Source organism: Streptomyces sp. XM4193, assembly GCF_023072595.1.
In the GTDB taxonomy this organism is placed as follows: domain Bacteria; phylum Actinomycetota; class Actinomycetes; order Streptomycetales; family Streptomycetaceae; genus Streptomyces.
Map to the genome: position 1 here is coordinate 273317 of NZ_JALLGK010000007.1, position 24622 is coordinate 297938.

A 24622-nucleotide genomic window follows, 5' to 3' on the forward strand; every position below is an offset into this window, starting at 1 on the left:
CAATCGACGGAGCGCCCGTTCAGCCATCCGAACCCGCCCGTTCCCTGCCCGCGAGTCGGGCACCGAACCGCCCGCCCGGGCACGAGACGCACACCGGCACTCCCCGAGCGACGCCCAGCGACTCCGCGAACCGGCCCCGACACAGGCAACGATTCGAGAACGCTCGACGTCCACCGTTCCGACATGCCCGAACCAGAGCCCTCTGAACCGGAGTTGGCCCGCCGCCCTTCCGCCCCGGTACACACCCGCACCCCGCCGCACGAGCGGAGTCCCGGCCGTACAGGCCCCAGGACCTCAGGCGGGCAGGCGGGCAGGCGGGCAGGCGGGCAGGCGGGCAGGCGGGCAGGCGGGCAGGCGGGCAGCGAACGGTCAGCTCCGCCCGAGGTTCTGCGCGAGGTTCTGCGCGAGCATCACGATGATTCCGCTGGGTCCGCGGACATACGCGAGCCGGTACACGTCCTCGTAGTTCGCCACCCCTCGAAGCGGGTGGCACCCGTGCCCCGCGGCGACCTCGAGCGCCGCGTCGATGTCGTCGACGGAGAAGGCGACGCGGTGCATACCGATCTCGTGCGGCCGAGTGGGCTCCGTCTCGACGGCTTCCGGATGGATGTACTCGAAGAGCTCCAGAAACCCCTGGCCGTCTGGAGTGCGAAGCATCGCGATCTTCGCGTGATTGCCGTCGAGTCCGACGGCGGTGTCGGCCCATTCGCCGCTGATCGTGTCCCGACCGGCGACCTCGAGACCGAGGTCGGTGAAGAAGGAGATCGCGGCTTCGATGTCGCGAACGGCGATACCGACGTTCTCAAGTCTGATGGCCATGCTCGGCATGCTACTGAGCAGACAAGGAGGAACCCGGCAGGCGCCGAACCGCCCCGTCGCACCCGCCGGTTGACCTGCGCGCGCGGTCGCGCGCGGGCCTACGCGACGTGGGGGTGGGACGCCGGGCGGCGGCGCGGACGCCGGCGAGCTCTCGCGCCTTTGCGCGGACCTCGTTCAGGTGCCGAGTGCGCCCGGCGCATGCCCCTGTTCGGCGCCGCTGCTGCTCTCGCGGCGGCTGGAGCCGGGCCCGTACCAGTCCAGGCAGACGACGGTGGCGTCGTCGATGATGTGGCCGCCGGTCGCCTCCCGCAGCGCGCGGGCGAGGAAGCGGACGGCCTCGCGGGGGTGCAGCTGCGCGTCCCGCTCCAGCAGAGCCGGCAGGTCCAGAGCCTCGGTGTTGCGCTCGGTCACGCCGTCCGTGAACAGCAGCAGCCGGTCGCCGGGGTCCAGATCGACCACCTGCGTCCGGTATTCGCCGCTCCAGGGAGAGCCGAAGGGGAGGTCGACCTCCGGCTCGATCTCCTGCGACCTGCCGTCGCGCAGGCGCAGTGGCCACGGATGGCCGGCGTTGACCATGCGCACGCCGCCGGTGGTCAGGTCGACGCGCAGCAGCAGTCCGGTGGCGGTGGCGTCCGGCCTGTGGTCCAGGAGGGCCCGGTGGGCGGCACGGGCCTGTTCGGCCAAGGTGGCACCGGAGCGGCGGGACTGGCGCAGAGCGCCTGTCACCAGGGTGGCGAGCAGGGCGGCGTCCTCGTTGTGGCCCATGGCATCGGTCACGGCCACGTGCAGGGTGCCCTCGTCGAGGCTGAAGTCGTAGGTGTCTCCCGCGACTTCGGCGGACGGCTCCAGCGCGGCGGCGACCGTTGCCTGCCCCGCCTCCACGGTCAGCGCCGGAGGCAGGAGGTTCTGCTGGATCTCGGCGGCCAGGGTGGGGGTCACGCTGCGGCGGCCCCACTCGTACAGGTCGGTGAAGCGGCGGTTGCTCGTCACCACGTACGCCAGCGCGTGAGCGGCCTGCGCGATGTACAGCTCGTCCTGGGTGCTCGGTCTGCCGGGCATCAGCAACTCCAGCACCCCGATGGAGTCGCCGCGGGCGGTCACCGGGGCCACCGCCCGACTCATCTCCCCGCCGCCGCCCGCAACGGCCTCGGGAACGACGCGCAGGCTCTGGGCACGGATCACCTCGTCGTACAGGGTTCCGCGCAACGACTCGGGGCTGCCGTCCGTGTGCCTGTTCGCCCACGCCGCCGGCAGCCGCCAGGCCACATTGCCCCCGACGTCGGTGATCAGGAAGCACACTTCGGTGGCCCGGAGCTGCTCGGCCAGCAGGCCGGCGACCACCAGCACCGAGTCGACCGGCGGCGCCTCCTCCACCGCCGCCAGCAACCGCGCCATGCTCGTCGAGGTCCCGCTCATCCCCGCGCCACCTCCTCAGACGGAACCGCGGCCCGCGGACGACGTCACGAGTGGGGTCGCCGCACGACGCCCGCAGGCACTCCGTGGCGTGTACATCGTCCCAACTCCGCGGAGAAGCCGCACGGGCGCGGAGCAGGTCGCGCCCGTGCGGGACTCCCGGTGGACGAGCACGGGTGGGTTGGGTGGGAACCGCCGCTCCTCGCACTCTCCTGTTTCTTCCGCCTTCCCGGCGGGCACCCGGCGTGCGCAGAAGGCCGCACTGCCTCGGGCCCGGGGCCGTCGGCAGCGGCGACGTCGGCCTCGAGCCCGCACCAACACGCGGCAGAGCCGGTACCGAGGGAGGCACGCGTCCGATGACCGCATCGAGCACGAGCACTGGTGTGCCGTACCGGGGCCGAGGTCCACACGGCCCCGGTCCGCGCTGGGCGCACGGTCCCGGTCCGCACAGGACGGCGCAATGACAACCGCGGGCTCGGCCGCGGCCCCGGCAGCGGTTACGGCAGGAAGCCCGACGCTCGGCGTCGAGGAGGAGTTCTTGCTGGTGGACCGGGAGACCGGTCGGCCCTGCGGGAAGGCGCCGGAGGTGCTGGAGTTGGTGGGGCGGGCCGGCGGCGACCCGGCCCGCTACCAACCGGAGCTGCTGACCAGCCAGGTGGAGTCGACCACGGCCGTCTGCGAGGACATCGCCGAGGCAGCCGGGCAGCTGTGGGACAACAGACGTGCCCTGGCGGAGGCCGCACGGAGTGCGGGAGCGGCACTGCTTCCCTCCGCCACCGCCCCGTTCCCCGGTGGCCGGGTGCCGTTGAGCGCGGGTGCGCGCTTTCGGCGCATCCACTCCGCTCACCGCGAGGTGGTCGCCGACTACCAGGTGTGCGGTTGCCACATCCATGTCGGTGTGCCGGACACGGAGACGGCCGTGCAGGTCGTGGACCGGGTGCGCCCGTGGCTGCCGACTCTGCTCGCGCTGTCCGCGAACTCTCCGTACCACCTCGGCAGGGACACCGGTTTCGTCTCCTGGCGCCTGCTCGAACAGGCGCGGCTGCCCGGCTCGGGCGTCCCTCCGCTGTTCGGCTCGGCCGCCGGCCACCGGGAGGAGGTCGCGCGCCTGGCTGCGTACGGATGCCTCGTGGACGAACGGATGAGCTTCTGGTTGGTTCGGCCCTCCCCCGCCTGGCCGACCGTGGAGTTCCGTGTCGCGGACACCGCGGCATCGGTGGACGAGGCCGTACTTCAGGCAGCGCTCGCCCGGGCCCTGGTCACCACCGCGCACATCGCCGCGCAGGAGGGACGGCCGCCGGCCGACTTCGGCGCCCAGACGGCCGCCGCCGCGGTGTGGGCCGCCGCCCGGCACGGCTTGCGGGGAGCGGGGGTCGACCCGTGGGCGGCTCGCCCGGTGCCCGCCCAGGAGCTGGTGGAACGCCTCCTCGCCGAGGTCGACCAGGCGCTGCGGGTGAGCGGCGACCAGAAGTGGGTTGTCGGCGCGGTCGAAGAGCTCCTGGCTCGCGGCACGGGCGCGGAACGGCAGCTGCGCGCCGGCGCCCGGGGGCGGCGGGCCCTGATGACGCAGCTCAACCGGGAGCTGCTCCGGCCCGTGACCGGTGCGCCGGCGGTCACGGCCCCGGCGGGGACCGCACCCGTACGACGTCCGCACCCGAAGGGAGACCGCACATGACCACCCTCACCGACCCCGCCCCGCCCAAGGCCGCGCTGCCGCCGGCCCGTGGGCCGCTGTCGTCCGCAGTGCTCTCGACACTGACCGGCGAACCCCGCGTCGGCGCAACCGCACTGCCCAGCCCGGCCGGCGCCGAACCGTTCGGCGACGACCTTCAACTGGCCCTGCTGCTCTGCTACGAGCTGCACTACCAGGGCCTTCCCGGAGTGCCGGACCAGTGGGAGTGGGACCCCGAGCTGCTGCGCTTCCGCGGCGAGGTGGAGGCGGTGTTCCTGACGGGGCTCCGGGCCCGTCTGCCGGAGGGCGACGACGTGTCGGCCGTGGTGGAGGAACTGCTCGTGGAGCCGATCGGCGGTGGCGGCCCGTCCCGACACCTCGCCAGACGCGGTGAGTGGTGGCAGATGCAGGAGTTCCTGGCGCACCGCTCCGTCTACCACCTCAAGGAGGCCGATCCGCACGCCTGGGTCATCCCCCGTCTGCGGGGGCGGGCCAAGGCCGCACTGGTGGCAGTGGAGTACGACGAGTTCGGCGGCGGTCACGCCGAGCGCGCACACTCCCGGCTCTACACCGACCTCCTGGAGGGCGCGGGGCTCGACCCCGGCTATCTGCGCTATCTGCCGCACGTACCCGCGCCGACCCTGGCCTGGGTCAACCTGATGTCGCTCCTCGGTCTGCACCGGTCGCTGCGCGGCGCGCTGGTGGGCCACTTCGCCGCCGCCGAGATCACCACCGCCCCGAGCGCCCGGCGGATGGTCAACGCACTGCGGCGCTTCGGCGCCGACAAGGCATGTGTGCACTTCTACGCCGAGCACATCGAGGCCGACGCCGTCCACGAACAGGTGATGCGGCACGAGGTGATCGACGATCTCCTCACCCAGGAGCCCGCGCTCGCTCCCGACGTGGTGTTCGGGATACGCGCCGCCGAGCTGGTCGAGGACGACTTCGCCCGCCATCTCAACCACGCCTGGGAGCAGGGCAGTTCGTCACTGCGGGTCCCGCTGCCCGGCTCCCTCCCCGTACCGCTTCCCGCCGACTGAGCCGCAACCGGCACCGGTCCGAAATCCCGTCCGGGCGGCGCCGGTCCGGTCCCACGCCGATCAGGTCGCGTCGGCGGCGGGGCCGGCTCGTCGCTGCCGACGACGGTGGCTGGTGTCGCACCAGGGGTAGCAGGCGCTCCTACGGCACATGCAGATCGCCACCAGAAAACGGTCGGAGCGGGCAGTGCCGCCGTCCGGCAGGCGCACCTCCACCGGCCCCTCCACCAACGCCGGACCTCCCGGTTCGGTGCGGACCCGCCTGCCTTCGGACGCACACACCGGCACCGGGTCCGCCTGCGGCCCCCCGGACACCTCCCACACCGCAGGCACGTCCCGCGCCCCGGGTCCGTTCTGCTCCTCTGGCGCGGACCGCGGCTCGGACGGCTCCTCGGGTGCGGGCCGATCGACGGGTACGGGCTGCCCGGCAGGGACGTCGGAGCCTGCGGGACACCTCGCGGGCCCGTTCGGCTCCGCAGGCGGCAGCGCGCTCTGCCCCTGGCCCTCGGTGGGGTTGGTCGGCACGGATCACCACCCGTTCTCGGCGCGTCCAAGGGTCATCGCCCCGGCCGCCGCTTCCGCGGCCTCGGGTACGTCGGCCAGCAGGTCGGAGGCGGTCTGCCTGGCACACCCACCCGGCGGTCGCAGCAGAGACATCTGCCCCGGGTCCCCCGCATCCATGAAGTCAAACGGCAGGGCGCCCCTGCCGCCGCCACGGAGCGGACCATTACCTCGCGACCGTTGGCCGGACAGCCCGACCCGCGACAGTCCGGTGACGCCGCACAGCGAACGTGCACACGCACCGGCCCCGCGAAAATCGCACGCCGGGGTATGCGCGACCATCCAGGGTGCACGCCGGCTCGCCGCCGCTCGGACGGGTGCACGGGTGCCGCCAGGCTCCTCGGGGCCGCCTTGCGCACACTCGATCAACTCCCCGTGGTGTGAACGCCGTCGGCCGAACTCGTCGTTGACGTGGACGAAGGAAACGTTCGCGCGGCGTGCCTGCTCCAGCAGCTCGACAATCCCGGGCAGCGCCCTGCGCACCGAGGCGTGCAGAGCATCCGCACCCAGGTGGTCATAGGTGTCGATCAACACCAGGGCCTGCCGGGCTGTCGGGATTCACACGCCGGCGATGTTCTCGACGGAGGTTCCCGCCGCTTGGCAGGCTCTCCGAGGCTCCGGGCGCCTCACCGCCGGCTCGGGAGAGCATCTCCCGACCCACGTTCGGCTCTTGATCGTTCTGCTTGCCGCACCCCCGCCCGTACCGCTGTTGAGCGGCCCCGACGCTGTGCGCGAGCACCCCCGGAAGTGAGGTATTGTTCTCGTGCACGGCCGGTCAGGGGCAGAGCCCAGGACCGGAGCAGCACCGGGACGTGGCGCAGTTTGGTAGCGCACTTGACTGGGGGTCAAGGGGTCGTGGGTTCAAATCCCGCCGTCCCGACGGTGATCAGAAGCCCTTTGCGATCTTCGCAGAGGGCTTCTGGCGTGAGTGAGTGACATTGCCCCGTCGTTCACACGGCTCCTGGCGCTCCGACTGCAGCGCGATCGGGATCTGCGCGCGCAGGGGTGTCCTACGCTGGCCTTCATGATCGCCAAGCTGCAGTGTGTGGTGCTGGACTGTGCGGATGTCGTCGAGCTGTCCCGGTTCTACCAGTCGCTTCTCGGCGGTGTGGTGAACCAGCCGGATCCGCGGTGGTCGGTCGACGACGACTGGGCGACGCTCCACACCGACAGTGGGTTTGTGCTGTCCTTCCAACGCGTGCAGGACCATCAGCCGCCGAGGTGGCTGGACCCTGCTCGCCCCCAGCAGTTCCACCTCGACCTGGGGGTCGAGGACCTGGATCAGGCCCAGCAGGACGTCCTCGAACGTGGCGCCACACTGCTCGACGAGGGTGACGGCGCTCGGAGTTGGCGCATCTTCGCGGACCCGGCAGGCCACCCGTTCTGTCTCGTACGGGACTGACCGGCAGCCCGAAGTGGCGCAGACACCTCGGACCGTCGTGAGTTGTGCGGACGCCGATCGATGCGGTGGCCGCGGGCCGCAGCGCCGCATCCAGCCCGACGGCGGGGAGTGTGCGAGGGCTTGGTGAGCCTCGGGTTCCACAGCTGGAGTTGAGAGGTGATCAGGGCCGTTCGGCGGCTCTCGGTCCGGCGTATGACGGGCAGTTGTCACAGCGGACGAGGCCCCGCCATCCGTCGGTTGTCGCCGGGGTGCCGCGTGGTTCGGATAGCCGGCGGGGGCAGTGGTGGGGGCGATCGTTGCCCGGTGTGGCATACACCGGCCGGGCGGGCGCAGCCACAGACTGTCCGCATGGCAACTTTGGTCACCGTGTTCCCGCCGGACTCCGACGGGCGCCGCCGGGTGACGTGCGCGGGCGAGGAACTGGGGCGGGCCGGCAGCCTCTACGAGGTGATGGACCTGCTGAACGGGGCGGGGCTCAACGCCGCCGCCACCGCCTTCGAGGACACGGACATCTTCGACTGGCAGGGCGGCGGCCCCTACGCGTGGGCGCCGGCCGCTCCACCCGAACGGGGCGGCACCTCACAAGAGGGGTGAACAGTTCCGCAAGCCGCCAGCCGTCCCGTGCCGCGCTGTTGCGCGGTCGAGCCGTGTACTGCCACGGTCGGTCGACCCTCTGAGCAGCGGCCTCACGGGGCAACGCAGGGTGGGCGCCGCGTGCCCGGCATGTTCCCACAGCGTCGAGAAGGGGCCGGAGCCTCGCCCCCGACGCCCACCCGTACGTGACATGTGGTGAAGGGTGAGCCGGGTTTCCCGATCAGCGGGCAGGAACGTCGAGCCGTCCGACGGGGACGAGGGCACTCTGCCTGACCGCAGGGGCGGCGCCCCGTGCGAGCCGGCGCTCCTCGGCGCACATCTGACGCTTCGGCTGCGAGCCGCACATCGACCGGTGCCGGTGGCGGGCGGGGAGTCGAGGCAAAAAGAAAGTCGCGGATGAATTTGACATCCACGACTCGATTCAGCGTATATTCAATGTTTCATTTGCCTGCGATCGGCACATTGATTAATGCGCTGGAGTCAGCCTAACTCGGCGGGAGCGGAATTGTCAAACAGTGAAATCGAGCGGGAGCAGCAATTCGTCAGTGCGCTCCACGAACGTCTCGACGTGCTCAGGGCGCGGGCTCAGGAGTCCGCGCGCGGGGCGCTTGCGCAGGTCGGGAACGCCTACCAGGCCAAGCTGGAGCGGGAGGTCGCGGTCTCGGAGGGGTCCCGTCGGCTCGCGGCGATCAATGCCGCCGAGCACGGCCTGTGCTTCGGTCGGCTGGATTTCGGGGACGGTCGAACACATCACATCGGACGCATGGGAATTCAGCACGAGGAGCTGACCGGCGAGCCGATGCTGATCGACTGGCGGGCCGAGGCGGCACGTCCCTTTTATCTCGCGACGGGCCACTCCCCGATGGGGCTGCGACGCAGAAGGCATCTGACGACCGAGGGTCGTACCGTCACCGCGCTGCACGACGAGCTGATGGACATCAGCGACCCGACCCGCACCGGGCACGAGAGCAGCGACGCCGACGCGGTGCTGCTCGCCGCACTGGACGCGGCTCGCACCGGCCGGATGCACGACATCGTGCGCACCATCCAGGCGGAGCAGGACCGGATCATCCGCGCACCGCACCGAGGGGTGATGGTCGTCGAGGGCGGGCCGGGCACCGGGAAGACGGCGGTGGCGCTGCACCGGGCGGCGTTCCTGCTCTACGAGCACCGTGAACTGCTCGCCCGCCGGGCCGTGTTGATCGTGGGCCCCAACCCGGCGTTCCTCGACTACATCGGCGAGGTGCTGCCCTCGCTCGGCGAGACCGGGGTGCTGCTTGCCACGCCCGGTGAGCTCTTCCCCGGCGTGCGGGCCACCGGGGAGGAGAGTCCGGCCGCCGCCGAGGTGAAGGGGCGCCCGGAGATGGCCGATGTGCTGGCGAAGGCGTTGCGGGGCCGGCAGACCGTTCCCGAAAGGGTGCGGGAGATCGACCACGAGGAGTACGGCACGCTCCTGCTGCACCGCGAGACCGCCGAGGACGCCCGGCACGCCGCACGCGAGAGCAGCCTGCCGCACAACCTGGCCCGTCCGGTCTTCGCGTTCCGGATCATCGACGAGCTGACCTCCCAGCTCGTCGAGCGGATCGGCGCGGACCCGCTGGGCGGGGAGAATCTGCTGGGCCCCGACGACATCGCCCAGCTCGGCCGGGACGTGGCGACCAGCCCCGAAGTGCACGACGCCGTCGAGGAGTTGTGGCCGCAGCTCACCCCGCAGCGCTTCCTCGCCGACTATCTCGCGGAGCCGGTGCACCTGGACGAGGAGTCCGCGGAGCTGATCCGGCGGGAGGGCGGTCCGTGGACCGAGGCGGACGTACCGCTGCTGGACGAGGCGGCAGAGCTGCTCGGCGAGGACGACAGCGCCGCGCGCGCCAGGGCGGAGGCCGGCCGTCAGGAGGAAATCGCCTATGCGCAGGGCGTGTTGGAGGTGTCCGCCGGATCGCAGTCCTACGAGTTCGAGGACATGGAGTCCGAGGTGCTGGCCGCGCACGACATCATCGACGCCGAGCGGATGGCCGAGCGCCAGGAGGAGACCGACGACCGCAGTGCGGCCGAGCGGGCGGCCGGAGACCGGACCTGGGCGTTCGGCCACATCATCGTCGACGAGGCGCAGGAGCTGTCCGCGATGGCGTGGCGGCTGCTGATGCGACGGGTGCCGACTCGCTCGATGACGCTGGTCGGGGATCCGGCGCAGACCGCCGCCCCGGCAGGGGTCGGGAGCTGGGCGCGCGCACTGCGTCCTCATGTGGGCGACCGCTGGGAACGGGTGCGGCTGCGGGTGAACTACCGTACGCCGGCGGAGATCATGCAGGTCGCGGCCGATGTGGTGCGGGCGCACGACCCGGACTTCACCCCTCCGGAGTCGGTCCGTTGGACCGGAGTGCGGCCGTGGGTGCGGTCGGTGGGCGCGCAGGAACTGGCCGGCGCGGTGGCCCGGGAGGCGTACGGCAGGAGCGGCCGAGGGCGGACCGCGGTGATCGCCCCGCAGGAGCTGCACGCCGCGCTCCTCGTCGAGCTGCCCGACGCCGGTTCCGGAGCACAGCCCGACCTCACCCGCGAGGTGGTGCTGTTGACGCCTCGGGGCGCCAAGGGGCTGGAGTTCGACTCGGTGCTGGTGGTCGAGCCGGCTGCGTACGCGTTGAGCGACCTATACGTCGCGCTCACCCGCGCAACCCAGCGCCTGGGAGTACTGCACACGGGGCGGCTGCCGCGCGGGCTCGAAGAGCAGGCCGGGACGGAGGGCGAAGGCCGACGGGCCGGCTGAGCTGCGCGGAGGGGCGGTGGCGCAGCCGGGTGCGAGACAACGGCGTCAACTCCCCTTCTTGGGCAACGGGTTGGGCGCACACGGGTTGCTGTCGACGTACCCCGGGCGTCTCCACGGCGAGGCCACTCGCACGGGTGAAGGCGTACAACCTTCGCTCGGGTTCGGGTGTCTTCTGTGCACCGCTCCACGCAACGCCGTGCCCGCCCGCCTCCGGGGCAGCCGGCAGCGGGGGCGTCACTCTCAACGCCGCGCGGAGGCCCGGCGTCCCAGTGGTCCCGGCCGCGCCTTCGCGTGCTCGGCCGTGCCTTCACCAGCCCAGGGGGCACCGTGAATCCGTACAACCGTCCGAGTCCGCCTCCCCGCCCGCCGGACCTGCGACCGCTGAGCCGCCGCAAGCGGGTCTGGGGCGGCGGGATCGGGCTCCTCATGTTCGGTGTGCTGGTGGGCGGCGCCGGTGAACAGCCGGACACCACAACGGCGTCCGGGAACTCCGCCAAGCCCGCCTCGACGGTCACCGCCACGATCGAGGCCACCGCCACCGAGCGGGTGACTGTCGAGCCCGAGCCGGCACCGACGGTCACCCGGACCAAGACCGTCAAGACCCCGGGCCCGACCGTCACGGTCACCTCAGCCCCGGGCGGCTCCGGCTCCGGGGGCGGTACCGGCAGTGGCTCGGGCGGGAGCGCGAGTGGCGGCGGTACGGGAGGCGGCGCGGCGGCGAGCTGTTCCCTGGTCTCCAACGCGGGCAACTGCTACAGCCCGGGCCAGTTCTGCCGCAACAGCGACCGCGGCGCCAGCACCACCACTTCCTCCGGCGCCCGCATCACCTGCAGGCAGAACGGCGACTCCTGGCGGTGGACGCGTTCCTGACTCCGGAGCCCGGGCCGCGTCGACGGCGGCCCGGGTCCGCATCCTGCCGACACGGCCGCGAGCGGTGTGCCCCGCCGAGCGTACGAGCGGTGTGCCGGCGTGGTGCGCCGGGGTGGTGTGCCCGAGCGATGCGCCCCGCCGGGCGCTGGAGCGCCCCGCCGAGCGCACGAGCGGTGCGCCGGGGCGGTGAGCGGCGCACGGTGGGGCAGGCTGCCGGTGCGGGCGCGCACACGCGGCGCGCCCGCACCGGTCCGAGTGCACTGTGCAGGATGCCGCTCCCCCGGTCGCCGTCCGGTGGCTGCCGAGGCCGCGCCGCGCGCGGGGCGACGCGGCACACCGCCACGAGTCGGCGGGCGGGTGCGGCACGGAGAGGAGAGGCCATGCGGGTCGCACTGTTCATCACCTGCGTCAACGACACGCTCCACCCCGCCACGGGCAGAGCGGTGGTGACGCTGCTGGAGAGACTCGGCGTACGGGTGCACTTCCCCGAGGAGCAGAGCTGCTGCGGCCAGCCGCACTTCAACACCGGCTACCGGCACCAGACCGAGCCGCTGGTGCGGCGCCACGCCCGCGTCTTCGCCGAGTACGACTACGTCGTCACGCCGTCCGGCTCCTGCGCCGCGATGGTGCGCGACCACCATCCGCGGGTGGCGCGGCGGGCGCGGGAGGAGGGACGTGAACTGTCGACGGCCGCCGTGCAGCGGGCCGCCGACCGGACGTACGAACTGACCGAGTTCCTGGTCGACGTGCTGGGGGTGACCGATGTGGGCGCCTGGTTCCCGCACCGGGTGACGTACCACCCCACCTGCCACGGGCTGCGGATGCTCGGCCTCGACGACCGGCCCCGCCGACTGCTGGAGAACGTACGGGGGTTGGAGCTGCTGGAGCTGGAAGGTGCGCAGGAGTGCTGCGGCTTCGGCGGCACCTTCGCGCTGAAGAACAGCGCCGTTTCCACCGCCATGGGCAGGGACAAGGCGCGCAGTGTCGAGGCCACCGGCGCGCAGGCCGTCTGCACCGTCGACAACTCCTGCGGCATGCACATCGGCGGTCTGCTCGCCCGGCGCGGCTCCACCGTGCGGCCCGTGCACATCGCCGAGATCCTGGCGTCGACCGCCGACGCACCCTACGCGGAGGCAGCGGTATGAGCAGTACGTATCTGGGGATGCCCGCCTTTCCGGAGGCAGCCGCCGCCTCCACCCGCGACGAGCGGTTGCGGGCGAATCTGCGGCACGCCACCCACACGATCCGCGACCGCCGTGCGAAGGCCGTCGCCGAACTGGAGGACTGGGCCGAACTGCGCGCCGCGGGTGCGGCGTTGAAGAACCGGGTGCTGCGGCATCTGGACCACTACCTGGAACAGGTGGAGGAGAAGGTGACCGCCGCCGGCGGTGTGGTGCACTGGGCCGCCGACGCCGCGGAGGCCAACCGCATCGTCACCGGGCTCGTACGGGCGACCGGCGAGCGCGAGGTGGTCAAGGTCAAGTCCATGGCGACCGAGGAGATCGGCCTCAACGAAGCGCTGGAGCGCGAGGGCATCCGCAGCTACGAGACCGATCTGGCGGAGCTCATCGTCCAGCTCGGCGACGATCTCCCCTCGCACATCCTCGTGCCCGCGATCCACCGCAACCGGTCCGAGATCCGCGACATCTTCCGCGAACGGATGGCGAGTTGGGGCCGTGCGGCGCCCGAGGGCCTGACCGACAGCCCCGAACAGCTGGCGGACGCGGCCCGCCTGCATCTGCGGGAGAAGTTCCTGCGGGCCCGGGTCGGGATCAGCGGCGCCAACTTCCTGGTCGCCGACACCGGGACGGCGGTGGTCGTCGAGTCCGAGGGCAACGGCCGGATGTGTCTTACGCTCCCGGAGACGCTGATCTCCGTGGTGGGCATCGAGAAGATCGTGCCCAGCCGGCGGGACCTCGAGGTCTATCTGCAACTCCTGCCACGTTCCTCGACGGCCGAGCGGATGAACCCCTACACCTCGATGTGGACGGGAACGACGGACGGCGACGGCCCGAGCACCTTCCATCTGGTGCTCCTGGACAACGGCCGCACCGACCCGGGCCGATCGGTGCCATCCTCACACCCCAACTGCGCGGGACGTCAACCGCCTTGGACGCCTCGCTGCCGTACGCCTCCACGCTGTGCGGAGCCTGCTACGAGGTGTGCCCGGTCGCCATCGACATCCCCGAGGTGCTGCTCCACCTTCGTGAACGGGTCGTGCAGGGCGGGCGGGTGACCGTCCGCGGCCGCCGCCGCACCGTACGACCGGCGCGCGGGCACACCAGCGAACGGGCGGTGCTGCGTGCCGCCCAGTGGGTGCTGGAGCGTCCGCGCGCGCTGCGCGCCGCTCAGCGCCTGGCCTCCCGCACCCGCGGGCTGCATCCTCGGCGGCTGCCCGGACCCGGCCGCGCGTGGACGGACAGCAGGGAGCTGCCGCAGGTGCCGCCGGAACCGTTCCGCGACTGGTGGCGGCGCACCCGGGGCGAGGCTCGGGAGAGCCCGGACCGCGGCGGCGAGGCCGGCCCACTACACGGCCCGCACGGCACTGACGGCACGCGCGGTGGCGAGGGACGGCAGGAGGAGGAGCGATGAGCAGTCGTGAACGCGTACTGGCGCGCGTGCGGCGGGCGTTGGCCGACGTACCGCGGGAGGAACGACCGCAGGACGTCGCGGTGGACCGCGGGTACCTGGAGGTGCACGGCAGCCGTACGCGGGCGCAGACCGTCGACCTGCTCGCGGAGAACCTCGCCGACTACCGCGCCCGGGTGCACCGCACCGGCGCCGCCGACCTGCCCGGACTCCTCGCACGGCTGACCGCCGAACGCGAGGCGCGAACCGTGCTGGCCGCCGCCGGGCTGCCGCCGGCCTGGGTCTCGGCCGTCGGCTCACCGGGCGGCGCGGCCACCGTCGTCACCGAGCACGACGGACTGACGCTCGCGGACCTCGACAATGTCGACACCGTCGTGACGGGCTGTGCGCTCGCCATCGCCGAGACCGGCACGATCGTCCTGGACTCCGGGCCCGGGCAGGGGCGTCGGCGCAGCACGCTCGTTCCCGACCACCACGTCTGTGTCGTGGACTGCGGGGCCCAGGTGGTGGACTCGGTGGTGCGGGCGCTGGAACGACTGGACCTGACCAGACCGCTGACCTGGATCTCCGGCCCCTCCGCCACCAGCGACATCGAGTTGGACAGGGTCGAGGGCGTACACGGCCCGCGCACGCTGGAGGTCGTACTCCTCAACCCCCGCTCTGATTCGGGATTCGGCCGAGCCCGCCAGGCGGGCTCCATCAGGCGCGCTCGATCAGGCGGGCTCCATCAGGCGGGTCGGAGCCGGACGGGCCCCGGTCGGACGGACCTGGGGCTGAACGCCCGAACGCCCGAACGCCCGGGGGCGGATCGCCGCGCATCGCGCTTCTGGGGCGACACACCGCCCTTTCGGGCGGCCGAACTCCGAGGCGCAGGTCGGCTCTCGCACCACGCGCGGCGCCCCCGCTGCCGGATCCGGTCCGGCGGCGGGGGCGCCGCGAGGCACGTGGGCCTCAGAGTTGCTCGCCGGCCGGATCGGCCGGCCCGGGCCAGTAAGCCGGACAGGCGGCAGCGGGTTCGCGCCCGGAGTCGGACAGCTCGACCGCGGCGGTGTACGCGCCGTTCGGCGGGTTGTACCCGGCTGTTTCGGCGAAGTGGCCGCCCGCACCGGACGCGGGTGCGGCGGTCGGCGCGAAGGGTGCGGGCTCCTCGTGGCGAACCGGCTGGACCGGCTGGACCGGCTCGGCCAGCTCGACGATGGCGGGCCCGTCCGGCTCGATGAACGGCTGGCCCTGCGGCGTCGCCGGGTACAGGTCCCGGTACGCGACGGCCTCGCCGTACTCGCGGATCATGCGCTGGGAGTTCTCGCGGGCGAAGAGCACGCCCGCGGTGCGCATCGAGGTGCCCGTCCGGTCGGCCCGGCTCATCAGCCCGCGCACCAGCGGACGGATCTCGTCCGACAGCCGGCTGCAGGCGCCGCCGGGGCTGACGACCTCGCCCAGGATCACCCACCAGGCGCCGGCGGCTGCTCCGGTGTTGGCGATGAAGTCGGGCACGACGGTCACGCCCCGCTCCAGCAGCCGCTGTTCGGCCTCGGGGGTGGTCGGCACGTTGGCCGCCTCGGCGATGATGCTGCCGCGGATCCGGTCGCAGTTCTCGGCGGTGATGGTGTACGAGACCGCGGCCGGCACCAGCAGGTCGACGTCCTGGTCGAGCCAGCTGTCGCCGGGCAGCTCCTCGTCGTCCGCCCGCAGTACCGAGCGGTCGATGAGACCGCCGGGGCTGCGCGCGGCGAGCAGCAGATCCACGTCCAGACCGCGCTCGGTGTTGCGGATGAGCCCCTGGGCGTCGGTGATGCCGACGACCTTCACTCCGGCACGGTCCAGATAGCGGGCGGTCGAGCCGCCCATGGCGCCGAAGCCCTGGAGGACGGCACGGGCGGAGCCGGCTGCGATGCCCCGGTGTTCGAGGGCGGCGAGCGCCGCCTCGGCGACTCCGTAGCCGCCGACCAGCTCGGAGAGCTTCAGCCCTTCGGTCTCGGCGGTGAAGGCGTGGCGGATTCGTGCGCTCACCTCGTCCGCCGCGGGGGCGCGAACCACAGCGGCGTGGAAGGAGTTCTCGCCGATTCCCACACGGGAAAAGGCACGGTCCAGTTGCTCCTGCTGGGTTCCGAGGTCACCCGCGGTGACCCAGAAGCGTTCGAGCAGGGGACGTACCGCTTCGAGAAAGCGCTCCCGCACTTCCTCCGCTCTCGGATCGGTCGAGTCGAAGTCGATTCCGCCCTTCGCGCCGCCCACGTGAATTCCGAAGGCGCCCATCTTCAGGGTCATCTCACGGGCGAGTTCGGTGACCTCGTTGAGTGTGCAGCCCGGCCGCATTCGCAGACCGCCGGTGGCGATGCCCGTCACCAGCTGGTCGATGACGACGTATCCACGGGCCGAGGTCACGGTGTCACGCCAGGTGACCTGGAGGTAAGGTTCATGCTCAAGAACCTGCATTGGCGTCTCGACGGCAGTTTGCGTCACTTGGCACTCACCCTTTCCTGTCACTGATAGGCACGTACAGTCAGCGCCTTCGGGCACACCGGAACCGGCCGCGGAACCAGCGACGGGTAAGCCCGTTCGACAACTGTGCGGAATTCATCCGCAATGTGAGCGGAAACCCTCGGCGGGGAAACCGCAGCCATACGGCGGGACGGATTGCGCCGGGTGAAGAGCACACCGAAGCGGACCCTGGACGGGGCGCAAAAAGGTTCTTCAGGAATACGCAGAGAACGCATTCGGATGCGTTGTGCGTAGCGCCCACTGTGAGGTCGGCAGAGATCCCTTGTCAAGGCGTGACTTGGGTCCGTTCTGTCATCAACTTTCGGGGTGCTCGGCGACCTTCGGGATGGGTGAGAAATGCCAGCTCAGAGCGGTGTTACGGCTGGCTAAGGATTTAGCTGACAAAGCGTCGGAGCGCGCCGCGTCGCGCCGCCGGCCTCCTCGCACCCCCTCCTGCGCCGCGCGCGCCGCCCGCGCGGGGTCCCGGCGCGGCGGAAGACGGACGCTCCGGTTCGACCAATCGCGTGGTGACCGGGCAATATCAGACCCCTCGGGCCGCGTCGGGGACGCGCCCGCGCACCCGGTCGACGGCCGGGTGCTCCACATAGCCATCGAGAGTCTCCTCGGGAGGAGCGCCGTGAGCGGCAAGGTCGAGACGTACGAGTTCCAGGCCGAGTCCCGCCAGCTGTTGCAGCTGGTGGTGCACTCGATCTACTCCAACAAGGACATCTTTCTCCGTGAGTTGATCTCCAACGCGTCCGACGCCCTGGACAAGCTCCGCCTCGAGTCCCTGCGCGACGGGGAGCTGAAGGTGGACACCTCCGATCTGCACATCGCCCTCGAGCCGGACGAGGAAGCGCGCACGCTCACCGTCCGCGACAACGGCATCGGAATGTCCCGCGAGGAGGTGGTGGCGCTCATCGGCACCATCGCCAAGTCCGGCACCGCGGAGTTCGCCAGAAAGCTCAAGGAGGCGAACGAGAACCGGGACGGCGCCGCCTCGGCCGATCTGATCGGCAGCTTCGGCGTCGGCTTCTACTCCAGCTTCATGGTGGCCGACCGGGTGACGCTGGTGACCCGCCGCGCCGGCGAGGAGACGGGCACGCGCTGGGAGTCGGCGGGCGAGGGCACCTACGACCTCCAGACGCTCGACGACGCCCCGCAGGGAACCTCGGTGACCCTGCACCTCAAGGAGGTCGACACCGAGGACCACCTGTACGACTACACCAAGCCGGACACCCTGCGCGCGATCGTGCGCCAGCACTCGGACTTCATCCCCTGGCCGGTGCGGCTGCCCGTCGAGAAGACCGGCGAGGACGGCGAGACGGAGTCGACCGTGGAGACGGTCAACTCGATGAAGGCGCTGTGGTCGCGCTCGCCCGAGGAGATCACCGCCGAGGAGTACGGCGAGTTCTACCGGCACGTGAGCCACGACTGGTCCGACCCGCTGGAGACGATCCACACCAGGGCGGAGGGCACCTTCGAGTACCAGGCGCTGCTGTTCATCCCCTCCCGCGCGCCGCTGGACCTCTTCCACCAGGACGCACGCCGGGGCGTGAACCTCTACGTCAAGCGCGTCTTCATCATGGACGACTGCAAGTCGCTCCTCCCCGACTACCTGCGGTTCGTCAAGGGCGTCGTGGACGCCCAGGACCTCTCACTGAACGTCTCGCGGGAGGCCCTTCAGCAGGACCGGCAGATCCAGTTGATGCACCGCCGCCTGGTCAAGAAGGTCCTCTCCACGGTCAAGGCGCTGCGCGGCAAGGACCCGGAGAAGTACCGCACCTTCTGGCAGGAGTTCGGCCGCGCGGTCAAGGAGGGGCTGCTCAGCGACTTCGACAACCGCGAGACGCTGCTGGAGGTCTGCTCCTTCCCCTCGACCGAGGACCCCAAGGAGGAGACCGGGCTGCGCGCCTACAAGGAGCGGATGAAGGAGGGGCAGGAGCACATCTACTACCTCACCGGGCCCTCCCGCGCGCGCCTGGAGAGCTCCCCGCACATCGAGGCCTTCCGCGAGAAGGGGTACGAGGTGCTGCTGCTCACCGACCCGGTCGACGAGGTGTGGGTCGAGCAGGTCACGGAGTACGACGGCACCCCGCTGCAGTCGATCGCCAAGGGCCAGGTCGACCTGGAGAGCTCCGAGGACGGCGAGGAGGCGGAGGAGGAGACCGCGCGCCGCACCGAGGAGTTCGGCCCGCTGCTCGCCTGGCTGGGCGACTCGCTCGGTGAGGACATCAAGGAGGTGCGTCTGTCCTCACGGCTGACCACCTCGCCGGCCTGCATCGTGGGCGACGCGGGAGATGTGACCCCGACCCTGGAGAAGATGTACCGGGCGATGGGCCAGGAACTCCCGCACGTCAAGCGCATTCTGGAGCTCAACCCCGAGCACGCGCTGGTCGTGGCGCTGCGGGAGGCGCACACCAAGGACAGCGAGGACCCGGGCCTGGCGGAGACGGCCGAGCTGCTGCACGGCATGGCGCTGCTGGCCGAGGGCGGGGAGCTGAGCGACCCGGCACGCTTCAGCAGGCTGCTCGCCGGACGGCTGGCCGCGGGCCTGTAACCCGCACCGACCGCTGCTCCTCCACGAGCGGCGGTCGGCTCGTCGAGGAGCAGCGCGGAACGTCGAGCGGCGGCCCGGCACCGGTGGCACACGGCCGACCGGTGCCGGGCCGCCGCGTTTCGCCGCGGTCCCGGGGCGTGTGCGGGGGCGTGCGTACGTGTCCGTATGTGTCCGTACGCACGCGCTGCCGGAAGGCCGGGCGGGCGGAGTCGTGCGGACACCGCCCGTACGGCGTAAAAGGGTTGGCCCCCGCTGCCGCCGCGCGGCTACGGTCGGCGCTCCACTGCGCGCGCACGAACCGAGGGCCCAAATGACCGACACAGCCGACCCGTCTCCGTCCCGGCCCCAGCCGGAGCCACGGGAGACCGGCGGGCTCCGGGCGGAGTGCGGGGACTGCTTCGGGCTGTGCTGTGTGGCGCTCCCGTTCTTCGCCTCCTCCGACTTCGCGTTCGACAAGCCGGCGGGCAGCCCCTGCCGCAACCTCCAACAGGACTTTCGCTGCGGCGTCCATCCGCAGCTGCGCGAGCGGGGCCTCGCCGGCTGCACGGTCTACGAGTGCTTCGGCGCGGGCCAGAAGGTCTCCCGGGTGACGTTCGGCGGCGTCGACTGGCGTGGGGACGCCGGCCGGGCGCGCGAGATGTTCGAGGTCTTCCCGGTCATGCGGACCCTGCACGAGCTGCTGTGGTACCTGACCGAAGCGCTCGGGTTCCCCGGCGCGACTGCGCTGCGCGGGGAGTTGCGCCGGGCACTGCGCCGGACCGAGCAGCTCACGCTGGGCACCTCGCAGGAGCTGCGTGCGCTGGACGTCGAGGAGCACCGCGCCTCGGTGGGCGCGCTGCTGCTGCGGGCCGGCGAGCTCCAGCGCTCCCGCACGCCGGGCAGGAAGCAGAACCGACGCGGTGCCGATCTGGCCGGGGCGCGGCTGGAATCGGCCCGGCTCCGTGCGGCGAACCTGCGCGGAGCACTGCTGGTCGCCGCCGATCTGCGGCACGCGGATCTGCGCGGCGCCGACCTGATCGGTGCGGATCTTCGTGGCGCCGACCTGTGCGGGGCGAACCTCGCGGGCGCGCTCTTCCTCACCCAGGCGCAGATCGACTCCGCACGCGGCGACGCGGACACGGTGCTGCCCGCCTCGCTGACGCGCCCCGCTCACTGGTAGGACCCGCCCGGCGTCCGCACATCCGCGCGTCTGCACGTCTGCACGTCCGCCCAAGAGCGTCTTCCTCAACCGCGACTGTCCCTGCCCCGCACGGGGCGGGGGAGCTCGCGGTCCCCTCGATTGCCCCGCAACCCTCTTACTGCGTACGCTATCCACACTCGAGTTTATGGCATACACAGAAAGCGGGTGGCCGCCGTGCCCAACCCTCGTGACCCCGTCGAGGTGCACGACCTCCACAAGTCCTACGACGGTCGACCCGTGCTGCGCGGCGTGGACTTCACCGTCGAGCGCGGCCGGATGTACGCGCTGCTCGGCCCCAACGGCGCGGGCAAGACCACCACCGTGCGCATCCTCGCCACGCTGCTCGACCCGGACGGCGGAGCCGCACACGTCGGCGGATTCGACGTGGTGCGACAGGCCCGGGAGGTCCGGAACACCATCGGCCTGACCGGGCAGTACGCCGCCCTCGACCTGCTGCTCACCGGCCGGGAGAACCTGGTGATGATGGGCCGGCTGCACCGCCTGGGCCGGGCCGAGGCGCGCCGCAGGGCGGAGGACCTGATCGAGCGCCTCGACCTGGGCGCCGCCGCCGACCGGCCGGCACGGACGTACTCCGGCGGCATGCGCCGGCGGCTGGACCTGGCGGCCGGGCTGATCGCCGGGCCGCGGGTGCTCTTCCTCGACGAGCCCACCACCGGTCTCGACCCCCGCAGCCGCGCCACCATGTGGGAGCTGATCAAGGGGCTCCTCGGCGACGGCACCACCATCCTCCTCACCACCCAGTACCTGGACGAGGCCGATCAACTCGCCGACCGGGTGGGGGTGTTGGACGCCGGTGCGGTGGTCGCCGAGGGCACCCCCGAACAGCTCAAGGAACGCGTCGGCACCGAACGGCTGGAGCTGTGTTTCGCCGATAGGGACGAACTGCGCGACGCGCTGCGGGTGTTGGACGGTCTCACCGACTCCCACGACGAGGAACGGCTGCGGCTCACCGCTCCGGTCCTCGGCCCCCGCCAACTCCACGGCGCCCTCGACGCGTTGTACGCGCACGGCATCGAGATCGAACGGGTCGGCCTCAGCCGGCCGACCCTGGACGACGTCTTCCTCAGCCTCACCGGCGGCGCCCCCGCCGACACCGCACAGGACCACCGCTCCCCCGCGCAACCCGCCGCGACCGACTCCCACTCCGCCGAAGGGCCGGTGACCGCACGGTGACCACGACCACCAGCACCACCGCGCTCCCCCGCCCCGAGGACACGCCCCCCGGTACGGGCCGGTCACCGGTGGAGCGGGTACGCCTGGGCCTGAGCGACACACTGGTCCTCATCGGCCGCAGCATGCGCCATCTGACCCGCAACGGCGAGCAGTTGGTGGTGGCGATGGTGCTGCCGCTCGTCCAACTGCTGGTCTTCCGCTACCTGTTCGGCGGCGCGATCGACACCGGCACCACGGAGTACGCCAGTTACGTCATCGCCGGGCTGGTGGTGGTCAGTGTCTGCTTCAACGCCTCCAGCACCGCGGTGAGCATGGCCAACGATCTGCAGGAAGGCATCGTCGAACGCTTCCGCTCGATGCCGACGCTGGAGATCGCCGTACTGACGGGGCACGTCGTCGCCTCGGTCGCACGGAACTTCCTGTCGATCACGATCATCATGGCGGCCGGAGTGGCCGTCGGCTTCCGGCCCCAGGCGGGCCCCGGCCAGTGGCTCGGCGCGCTGGCGCTGCTCCTGCTCTTCGTCACCGCCGTCTCCTGGCTCGCAGTGATCTTCGCGCTGGTGACCGGCACTCCGGAGGGCGCCAGCGGACTGGGCCTGATCATCGTCTTCGTGCCGTATCTCAGCAGCGGTTTCGTCCCGGCCGAGACGATGCCGAGCGCGCTGCGGGGCATCGCCGAGCACCAGCCGTTCTCGCCGCTGATCGACGCGGTGCGCGGACTGCTGCTGGACATGCCGATCGGCGACTCGGCGTGGCTGGCCACCGCCTGGTGGACGGGCGCGCTGGCGCTGCTCGTACCGCTGGCGGCGGCGCTCTTCCGCCGCCGACGCGCGACCGTGTGAGGCAGCCGCGCTGCTCCGCCCCCGGGGCCGACCGTGCCGGTCTGCCTGGCACGCCCCGTCGCGGGTCCCTAGATTTGATGGTGCCCGAGTGGGCAGGCCCCGGGGATCGGACCGTACGGAACGGCTGAACGGAGCGTGGGGTATGAGCGGCGAGAGCGCGATGGGCGACGACGTCCACCAGCCCGACGGCTCGGAGGTGCAGGACGACGCGGGGCTGCTCGGCCCCGAGGACACCCTGATCGACCGCGGCGTCGACCCGGAGATCGAGGGCTATTCGCCGCCCGAACGCCCTCTGGCGGTGGAGAGCTGGGGCACCACGGCCTCCGAGCAGCACGACGGCGAGCCGCTGGAGGTGCGGCTCTCGCACGAGGTGCCCGAAGTCGGGGTGCCCGACGGCGACGGCGTCGGCGACCTCCCCTCCGGCGAGGGCGAACCGATCGACGACGAGGTGGGCTCGCTGCGCTCCGGGCGGATCGTCGCGCTGGGCGAGGGCGTTCGGTCCGATGCCGAGGGCGACGTGTACGCCACGGACGTCGGGATCGACAGCGCGGCGGCCTCCGCCGAGGAGGCCGCCATGCACACCGTCGTCGACGACCCCGACGAGCCGGAGGACTCCGGCAACCCGTACCGACTCGACTGACCCGCCCCGAGCGGGCGACGGTCGCGGTCGGGTCGGCGGGGGGTGCACACGCCGTACGCGGCGCAGGGCGGTGCCTCAGCACGGTGGCGCGGGGCGGTGGCACGGGGCGGTGGCACGGGGCGGTGGCACGGGGCGGTGGCACGGGGCGGTGGCCCGGGGCGGATGCTCCGACGCGGCCGATCCGGCGCGGGGGCGGCGGCCCACTGCGGGTTGTGGCCGGTGCGAGTCGCGGCCGGTGCGCGGATGGGCGTGACGGGCGTATGGCGATCGTGTTGCGGGGCGCGGCGGGCGCTTCCGGGACGGCCGCGGAGCCGGTTAGCGTCGGACCACTCGTCGGGGCGGAACCTGGCCGCCGGCCACCGGCCGGCTCTCCCCGGCGCAGGACCGTGTGCCCGAGTGGCTCAGGGGCCCGCCTGCAAAGCGGGTTACGCGGGTTCGAATCCCGCCACGGTCTCGGGTCGCGTCAGCCGGGCCGGAACGCTCGTCCGGACCCGGCTGACGCGCACCGCCGCCCGGCCGCGCGGCGCCACCCGCGGCAGCCGGCACAGTCTCCGGCGACCCGCGAGGACACGCCGGTCGAGCAGCCCGCGGCTCCGGCTAGCGGCGGCTTCCGGCGACGGGGCTGCGCTGCTCGGAGCGCGTCTCGGGCGGCGGGGCGGGACGCTGCCAGTCGATGATGCGCACCGCCGCTCCGGCCGCCTCGAGACCCCGGCAGTGCACATGGTGCCGGGAGAGGATGTCGGAGGTGCGCAGCTGCTGCCCGAACTCCGGCAGAGCGAGCAACCTCCTTGCACAGGACCAGAGTCGGGGGTGCGCGGCGATCCGGCGGGTGGCCGCGGCGTCGAGGTGCCAGCGGTCCACGTGGTCCAGCCGTACGAGGGTGGTCCACAGATGGACGTCGGTGGTCGTCAGTCGCTCCCCCAGTGTGTACGGGCGGCGTTCCAGCAGTGTTTCGAGCGAACCGAGTGCGGTCAGCAGCCTTTCGAGTGCCTCGGCGGCCCCGGGGCCGGCCTCGCCCGCGAGTCCGGCGGCCTCGCCGATGTCCCGGTCGAACAGTTCCGCCAGCTCCCGCGCCAGGGACCGCTGCGAGGCGCCGACGGGCAGGAGTTCACGCGCGTCCCCGTAGTGCGTGGCGAGGTCGGTGACGATGTCGCCGGGCCGGTCGCTGACGATACGGCCGGTCCAGGCGTCGGTGAGCAGCGGCGCGGTGTACGGGCCGGGATGGCCGTGGCGGGACGCCTGGTACCAGGGGCGCAGCTCCGGATGGTCGCCGCCCTCCCCCGGAACCGGTGGCAACAGGTGCAGTGCGACTCGGTCCTCGAGCCGCAGCAGCGCGTGGGTGATCGCGATGCGCAGCCCGGACGGGCAGGAGAGTGCGAGATGGAGCCCGTACCGCTGCGGAGCGGGATAGAAGCCGCCGCTTCGGGCGTCACCGAGGCGGCCGTTGAAACCGGGGGTGGTGGGTGCGGGTGCGTTCTTTCCCGACATGACTGGCTCCTTGGAGAGGCGGGTCGAGACACGGGTTCGCATGGCGGCTGCGGACAGCGGGCGGGCACGGACGACGGGTGGGGACGGACGACTGGCTGACGGGGCGGTCGGCAGGCGGGTGCGCGAGTCGGCCGGGCACGCGACGGCGAAGCTGCGTCGACGCGTACGGGCACCGCTGCCGGAGCGGTGGGCGCGCCGTGGCGCCAGGTGCGCGGAGGTCGGAGCGGGACGGGCCGAACCGGGCGGGGCAGGGAGGGGCGAAGTGTGGAACCCCCGCGTGCCGCGTCGAGATGCGCGGGCTCTGCTCGCCCGGACACGGGCGGCGTCGGGGCGCACGCACGCCTCCCCCTCCGCCCGGAAGCGGAGGGGGAGGCCGATGCGGGGCCTAGCTCGCGCCGGCGACCCGCAGCAGATCGATGTGGCGACGACAGGTCAGCAGCGGACACACGGGCGGCTTCTCGACCGCCTCGCTGTGCGTCTGTGCCGGTGCGCCGGTCATGGCATCCCGTCTGTCGGTCG

19 protein-coding genes, 2 tRNA genes and 2 pseudogenes are annotated in these 24622 nt (G+C 72.2%); 16 read left to right on the forward strand and 7 right to left on the reverse strand.

Annotated features, from left to right (window positions below):
* Nucleotides 1–369 precede the first annotated feature (369 nt).
* Nucleotides 370–819, reverse strand: a complete 450-nt coding sequence (locus MTQ01_RS19325; RefSeq protein ID WP_247491917.1) for a VOC family protein — start codon at nt 817–819, stop codon at nt 370–372.
* A gap of 174 nt (nt 820–993) precedes the next feature.
* Nucleotides 994–2235 carry a PP2C family protein-serine/threonine phosphatase gene (locus tag MTQ01_RS19330; protein WP_247491918.1) on the reverse strand — a complete coding sequence of 414 codons (1242 nt, stop codon included), beginning with the start codon at nt 2233–2235 and terminating at the stop codon, nt 994–996.
* A gap of 457 nt (nt 2236–2692) precedes the next feature.
* On the opposite strand from MTQ01_RS19330, the gene MTQ01_RS19335 reads away from it, so the two are divergent.
* Nucleotides 2693–3907, forward strand: a complete 1215-nt coding sequence (locus MTQ01_RS19335; RefSeq protein WP_247491919.1) for a glutamate--cysteine ligase — start codon at nt 2693–2695, stop codon at nt 3905–3907.
* Entirely contained in the window at nt 3904–4944 is a 1041-nt protein-coding gene (locus MTQ01_RS19340; RefSeq protein WP_247491920.1) for an iron-containing redox enzyme family protein, read from the forward strand. Before MTQ01_RS19335 ends, MTQ01_RS19340 begins: the two co-directional genes overlap by 4 nt.
* Nucleotides 4945–5004: 60 nt before the next feature.
* On the opposite strand, the gene MTQ01_RS19345 is transcribed toward MTQ01_RS19340, so the two are convergent.
* Both MTQ01_RS19345 and MTQ01_RS19350 read right to left on the reverse strand, forming a co-directional pair.
* The gene (locus MTQ01_RS19345) at nt 5005–5229 is read right to left on the reverse strand and encodes a CDGSH iron-sulfur domain-containing protein (protein WP_247491986.1); all 225 of its coding nucleotides are present in this window, start codon (nt 5227–5229) and stop codon (nt 5005–5007) included.
* Between the two features lie 240 nt (nt 5230–5469).
* Entirely contained in the window at nt 5470–6033 is a 564-nt protein-coding gene (locus MTQ01_RS19350; protein ID WP_247491921.1) for a hypothetical protein, read from the reverse strand.
* 275 nt (nt 6034–6308) lie between these two features.
* Here MTQ01_RS19350 and MTQ01_RS19355 point away from each other — a divergent pair.
* From MTQ01_RS19355 to MTQ01_RS19390, 8 genes and pseudogenes are all read left to right on the forward strand, one after another.
* Nucleotides 6309–6382, forward strand: a tRNA-Pro gene (locus MTQ01_RS19355).
* 144 nt (nt 6383–6526) lie between these two features.
* Complete coding sequence (locus MTQ01_RS19360; RefSeq protein ID WP_247491922.1) at nt 6527–6904, forward strand: VOC family protein; 378 nt, start codon at nt 6527–6529, stop codon at nt 6902–6904.
* 348 nt (nt 6905–7252) lie between these two features.
* Nucleotides 7253–7498 (forward strand): hypothetical protein, encoded by a 246-nt coding sequence (locus tag MTQ01_RS19365; RefSeq protein ID WP_247491923.1) that lies wholly within the window; start codon nt 7253–7255, stop codon nt 7496–7498.
* Between the two features lie 520 nt (nt 7499–8018).
* The gene (locus MTQ01_RS19370) at nt 8019–10259 is read left to right on the forward strand and encodes a helicase (protein ID WP_374207803.1); all 2241 of its coding nucleotides are present in this window, start codon (nt 8019–8021) and stop codon (nt 10257–10259) included.
* 327 nt (nt 10260–10586) lie between these two features.
* On the forward strand, nt 10587–11129 hold the full coding sequence (locus MTQ01_RS19375) for a hypothetical protein (protein WP_374207801.1): 543 nt from the start codon (nt 10587–10589) through the stop codon (nt 11127–11129).
* 380 nt (nt 11130–11509) lie between these two features.
* A complete protein-coding gene (locus MTQ01_RS19380) occupies nt 11510–12274 on the forward strand; it encodes a (Fe-S)-binding protein (protein WP_247491926.1) in 765 nt (254 codons plus the stop codon).
* Nucleotides 12271–13721 (forward strand): annotated as a pseudogene (locus MTQ01_RS19385) (lactate utilization protein B). The gene MTQ01_RS19380 and the pseudogene MTQ01_RS19385 overlap by 4 nt, the downstream one beginning before the upstream one ends.
* A pseudogene (locus MTQ01_RS19390) lies at nt 13718–14368 on the forward strand (lactate utilization protein C); the annotation flags it as partial. The pseudogenes MTQ01_RS19385 and MTQ01_RS19390, both read left to right, overlap by 4 nt.
* A 301-nt stretch (nt 14369–14669) precedes the next feature.
* Here MTQ01_RS19390 and MTQ01_RS19395 read toward each other — a convergent pair.
* Nucleotides 14670–16154 carry a Glu/Leu/Phe/Val dehydrogenase dimerization domain-containing protein gene (locus MTQ01_RS19395; RefSeq protein WP_247491927.1) on the reverse strand — a complete coding sequence of 495 codons (1485 nt, stop codon included), beginning with the start codon at nt 16152–16154 and terminating at the stop codon, nt 14670–14672.
* A gap of 682 nt (nt 16155–16836) precedes the next feature.
* Here MTQ01_RS19395 and htpG point away from each other — a divergent pair.
* From htpG to MTQ01_RS19425, 6 genes are all read left to right on the forward strand, one after another.
* Nucleotides 16837–18759, forward strand: a complete 1923-nt coding sequence (htpG, locus tag MTQ01_RS19400) for a molecular chaperone HtpG (RefSeq protein ID WP_247491928.1) — start codon at nt 16837–16839, stop codon at nt 18757–18759.
* A gap of 310 nt (nt 18760–19069) precedes the next feature.
* Nucleotides 19070–19918 (forward strand): pentapeptide repeat-containing protein, encoded by an 849-nt coding sequence (locus MTQ01_RS19405; RefSeq protein ID WP_247491929.1) that lies wholly within the window; start codon nt 19070–19072, stop codon nt 19916–19918.
* A gap of 195 nt (nt 19919–20113) precedes the next feature.
* The gene (locus MTQ01_RS19410; RefSeq protein WP_247491930.1) at nt 20114–21133 is read left to right on the forward strand and encodes an ATP-binding cassette domain-containing protein; all 1020 of its coding nucleotides are present in this window, start codon (nt 20114–20116) and stop codon (nt 21131–21133) included.
* Nucleotides 21130–21975: an ABC transporter permease gene (locus tag MTQ01_RS19415; protein WP_247491931.1), complete on the forward strand. Its 846-nt coding sequence runs from the start codon at nt 21130–21132 to the stop codon at nt 21973–21975. The genes MTQ01_RS19410 and MTQ01_RS19415 overlap by 4 nt, the downstream gene beginning before the upstream one ends.
* Nucleotides 21976–22117: 142 nt before the next feature.
* Nucleotides 22118–22615 (forward strand): DUF5709 domain-containing protein, encoded by a 498-nt coding sequence (locus MTQ01_RS19420; RefSeq protein WP_247491932.1) that lies wholly within the window; start codon nt 22118–22120, stop codon nt 22613–22615.
* Nucleotides 22616–22997: 382 nt separating this feature from the next.
* Nucleotides 22998–23069, forward strand: a tRNA-Cys gene (locus MTQ01_RS19425).
* A 143-nt stretch (nt 23070–23212) separates the two neighbouring features.
* On the opposite strand, the gene MTQ01_RS19430 is transcribed toward MTQ01_RS19425, so the two are convergent.
* Both MTQ01_RS19430 and MTQ01_RS25320 read right to left on the reverse strand, forming a co-directional pair.
* Nucleotides 23213–24103 carry a glutathione S-transferase C-terminal domain-containing protein gene (locus MTQ01_RS19430; RefSeq protein ID WP_247491933.1) on the reverse strand — a complete coding sequence of 297 codons (891 nt, stop codon included), beginning with the start codon at nt 24101–24103 and terminating at the stop codon, nt 23213–23215.
* A gap of 385 nt (nt 24104–24488) precedes the next feature.
* Nucleotides 24489–24602: a putative leader peptide gene (locus MTQ01_RS25320; RefSeq protein WP_374207802.1), complete on the reverse strand. Its 114-nt coding sequence runs from the start codon at nt 24600–24602 to the stop codon at nt 24489–24491.
* Between the last annotated feature and the right edge of the window lie 20 nt (nt 24603–24622).

What these genes read in the sequence shown, in the direction of transcription:
- MTQ01_RS19325 (WP_247491917.1), bottom strand. Translation starts at nt 819, where the DNA reads ATGGCCATCAGACTTGAGAACGTCGGTATCGCCGTTCGCGACATCGAA.
- MTQ01_RS19330 (WP_247491918.1), bottom strand. Translation starts at nt 2,235, where the DNA reads ATGAGCGGGACCTCGACGAGCATGGCGCGGTTGCTGGCGGCGGTGGAG.
- MTQ01_RS19335 (WP_247491919.1), top strand. Translation starts at nt 2,693, where the DNA reads ATGACAACCGCGGGCTCGGCCGCGGCCCCGGCAGCGGTTACGGCAGGA.
- MTQ01_RS19340 (WP_247491920.1), top strand. Translation starts at nt 3,904, where the DNA reads ATGACCACCCTCACCGACCCCGCCCCGCCCAAGGCCGCGCTGCCGCCG.
- MTQ01_RS19360 (WP_247491922.1), top strand. Translation starts at nt 6,527, where the DNA reads ATGATCGCCAAGCTGCAGTGTGTGGTGCTGGACTGTGCGGATGTCGTC.
- MTQ01_RS19365 (WP_247491923.1), top strand. Translation starts at nt 7,253, where the DNA reads ATGGCAACTTTGGTCACCGTGTTCCCGCCGGACTCCGACGGGCGCCGC.
- MTQ01_RS19380 (WP_247491926.1), top strand. Translation starts at nt 11,510, where the DNA reads ATGCGGGTCGCACTGTTCATCACCTGCGTCAACGACACGCTCCACCCC.
- MTQ01_RS19395 (WP_247491927.1), bottom strand. Translation starts at nt 16,154, where the DNA reads ATGCAGGTTCTTGAGCATGAACCTTACCTCCAGGTCACCTGGCGTGAC.
- MTQ01_RS19405 (WP_247491929.1), top strand. Translation starts at nt 19,070, where the DNA reads ATGACCGACACAGCCGACCCGTCTCCGTCCCGGCCCCAGCCGGAGCCA.
- MTQ01_RS19420 (WP_247491932.1), top strand. Translation starts at nt 22,118, where the DNA reads ATGAGCGGCGAGAGCGCGATGGGCGACGACGTCCACCAGCCCGACGGC.
- MTQ01_RS19430 (WP_247491933.1), bottom strand. Translation starts at nt 24,103, where the DNA reads ATGTCGGGAAAGAACGCACCCGCACCCACCACCCCCGGTTTCAACGGC.
- MTQ01_RS25320 (WP_374207802.1), bottom strand. Translation starts at nt 24,602, where the DNA reads ATGACCGGCGCACCGGCACAGACGCACAGCGAGGCGGTCGAGAAGCCG.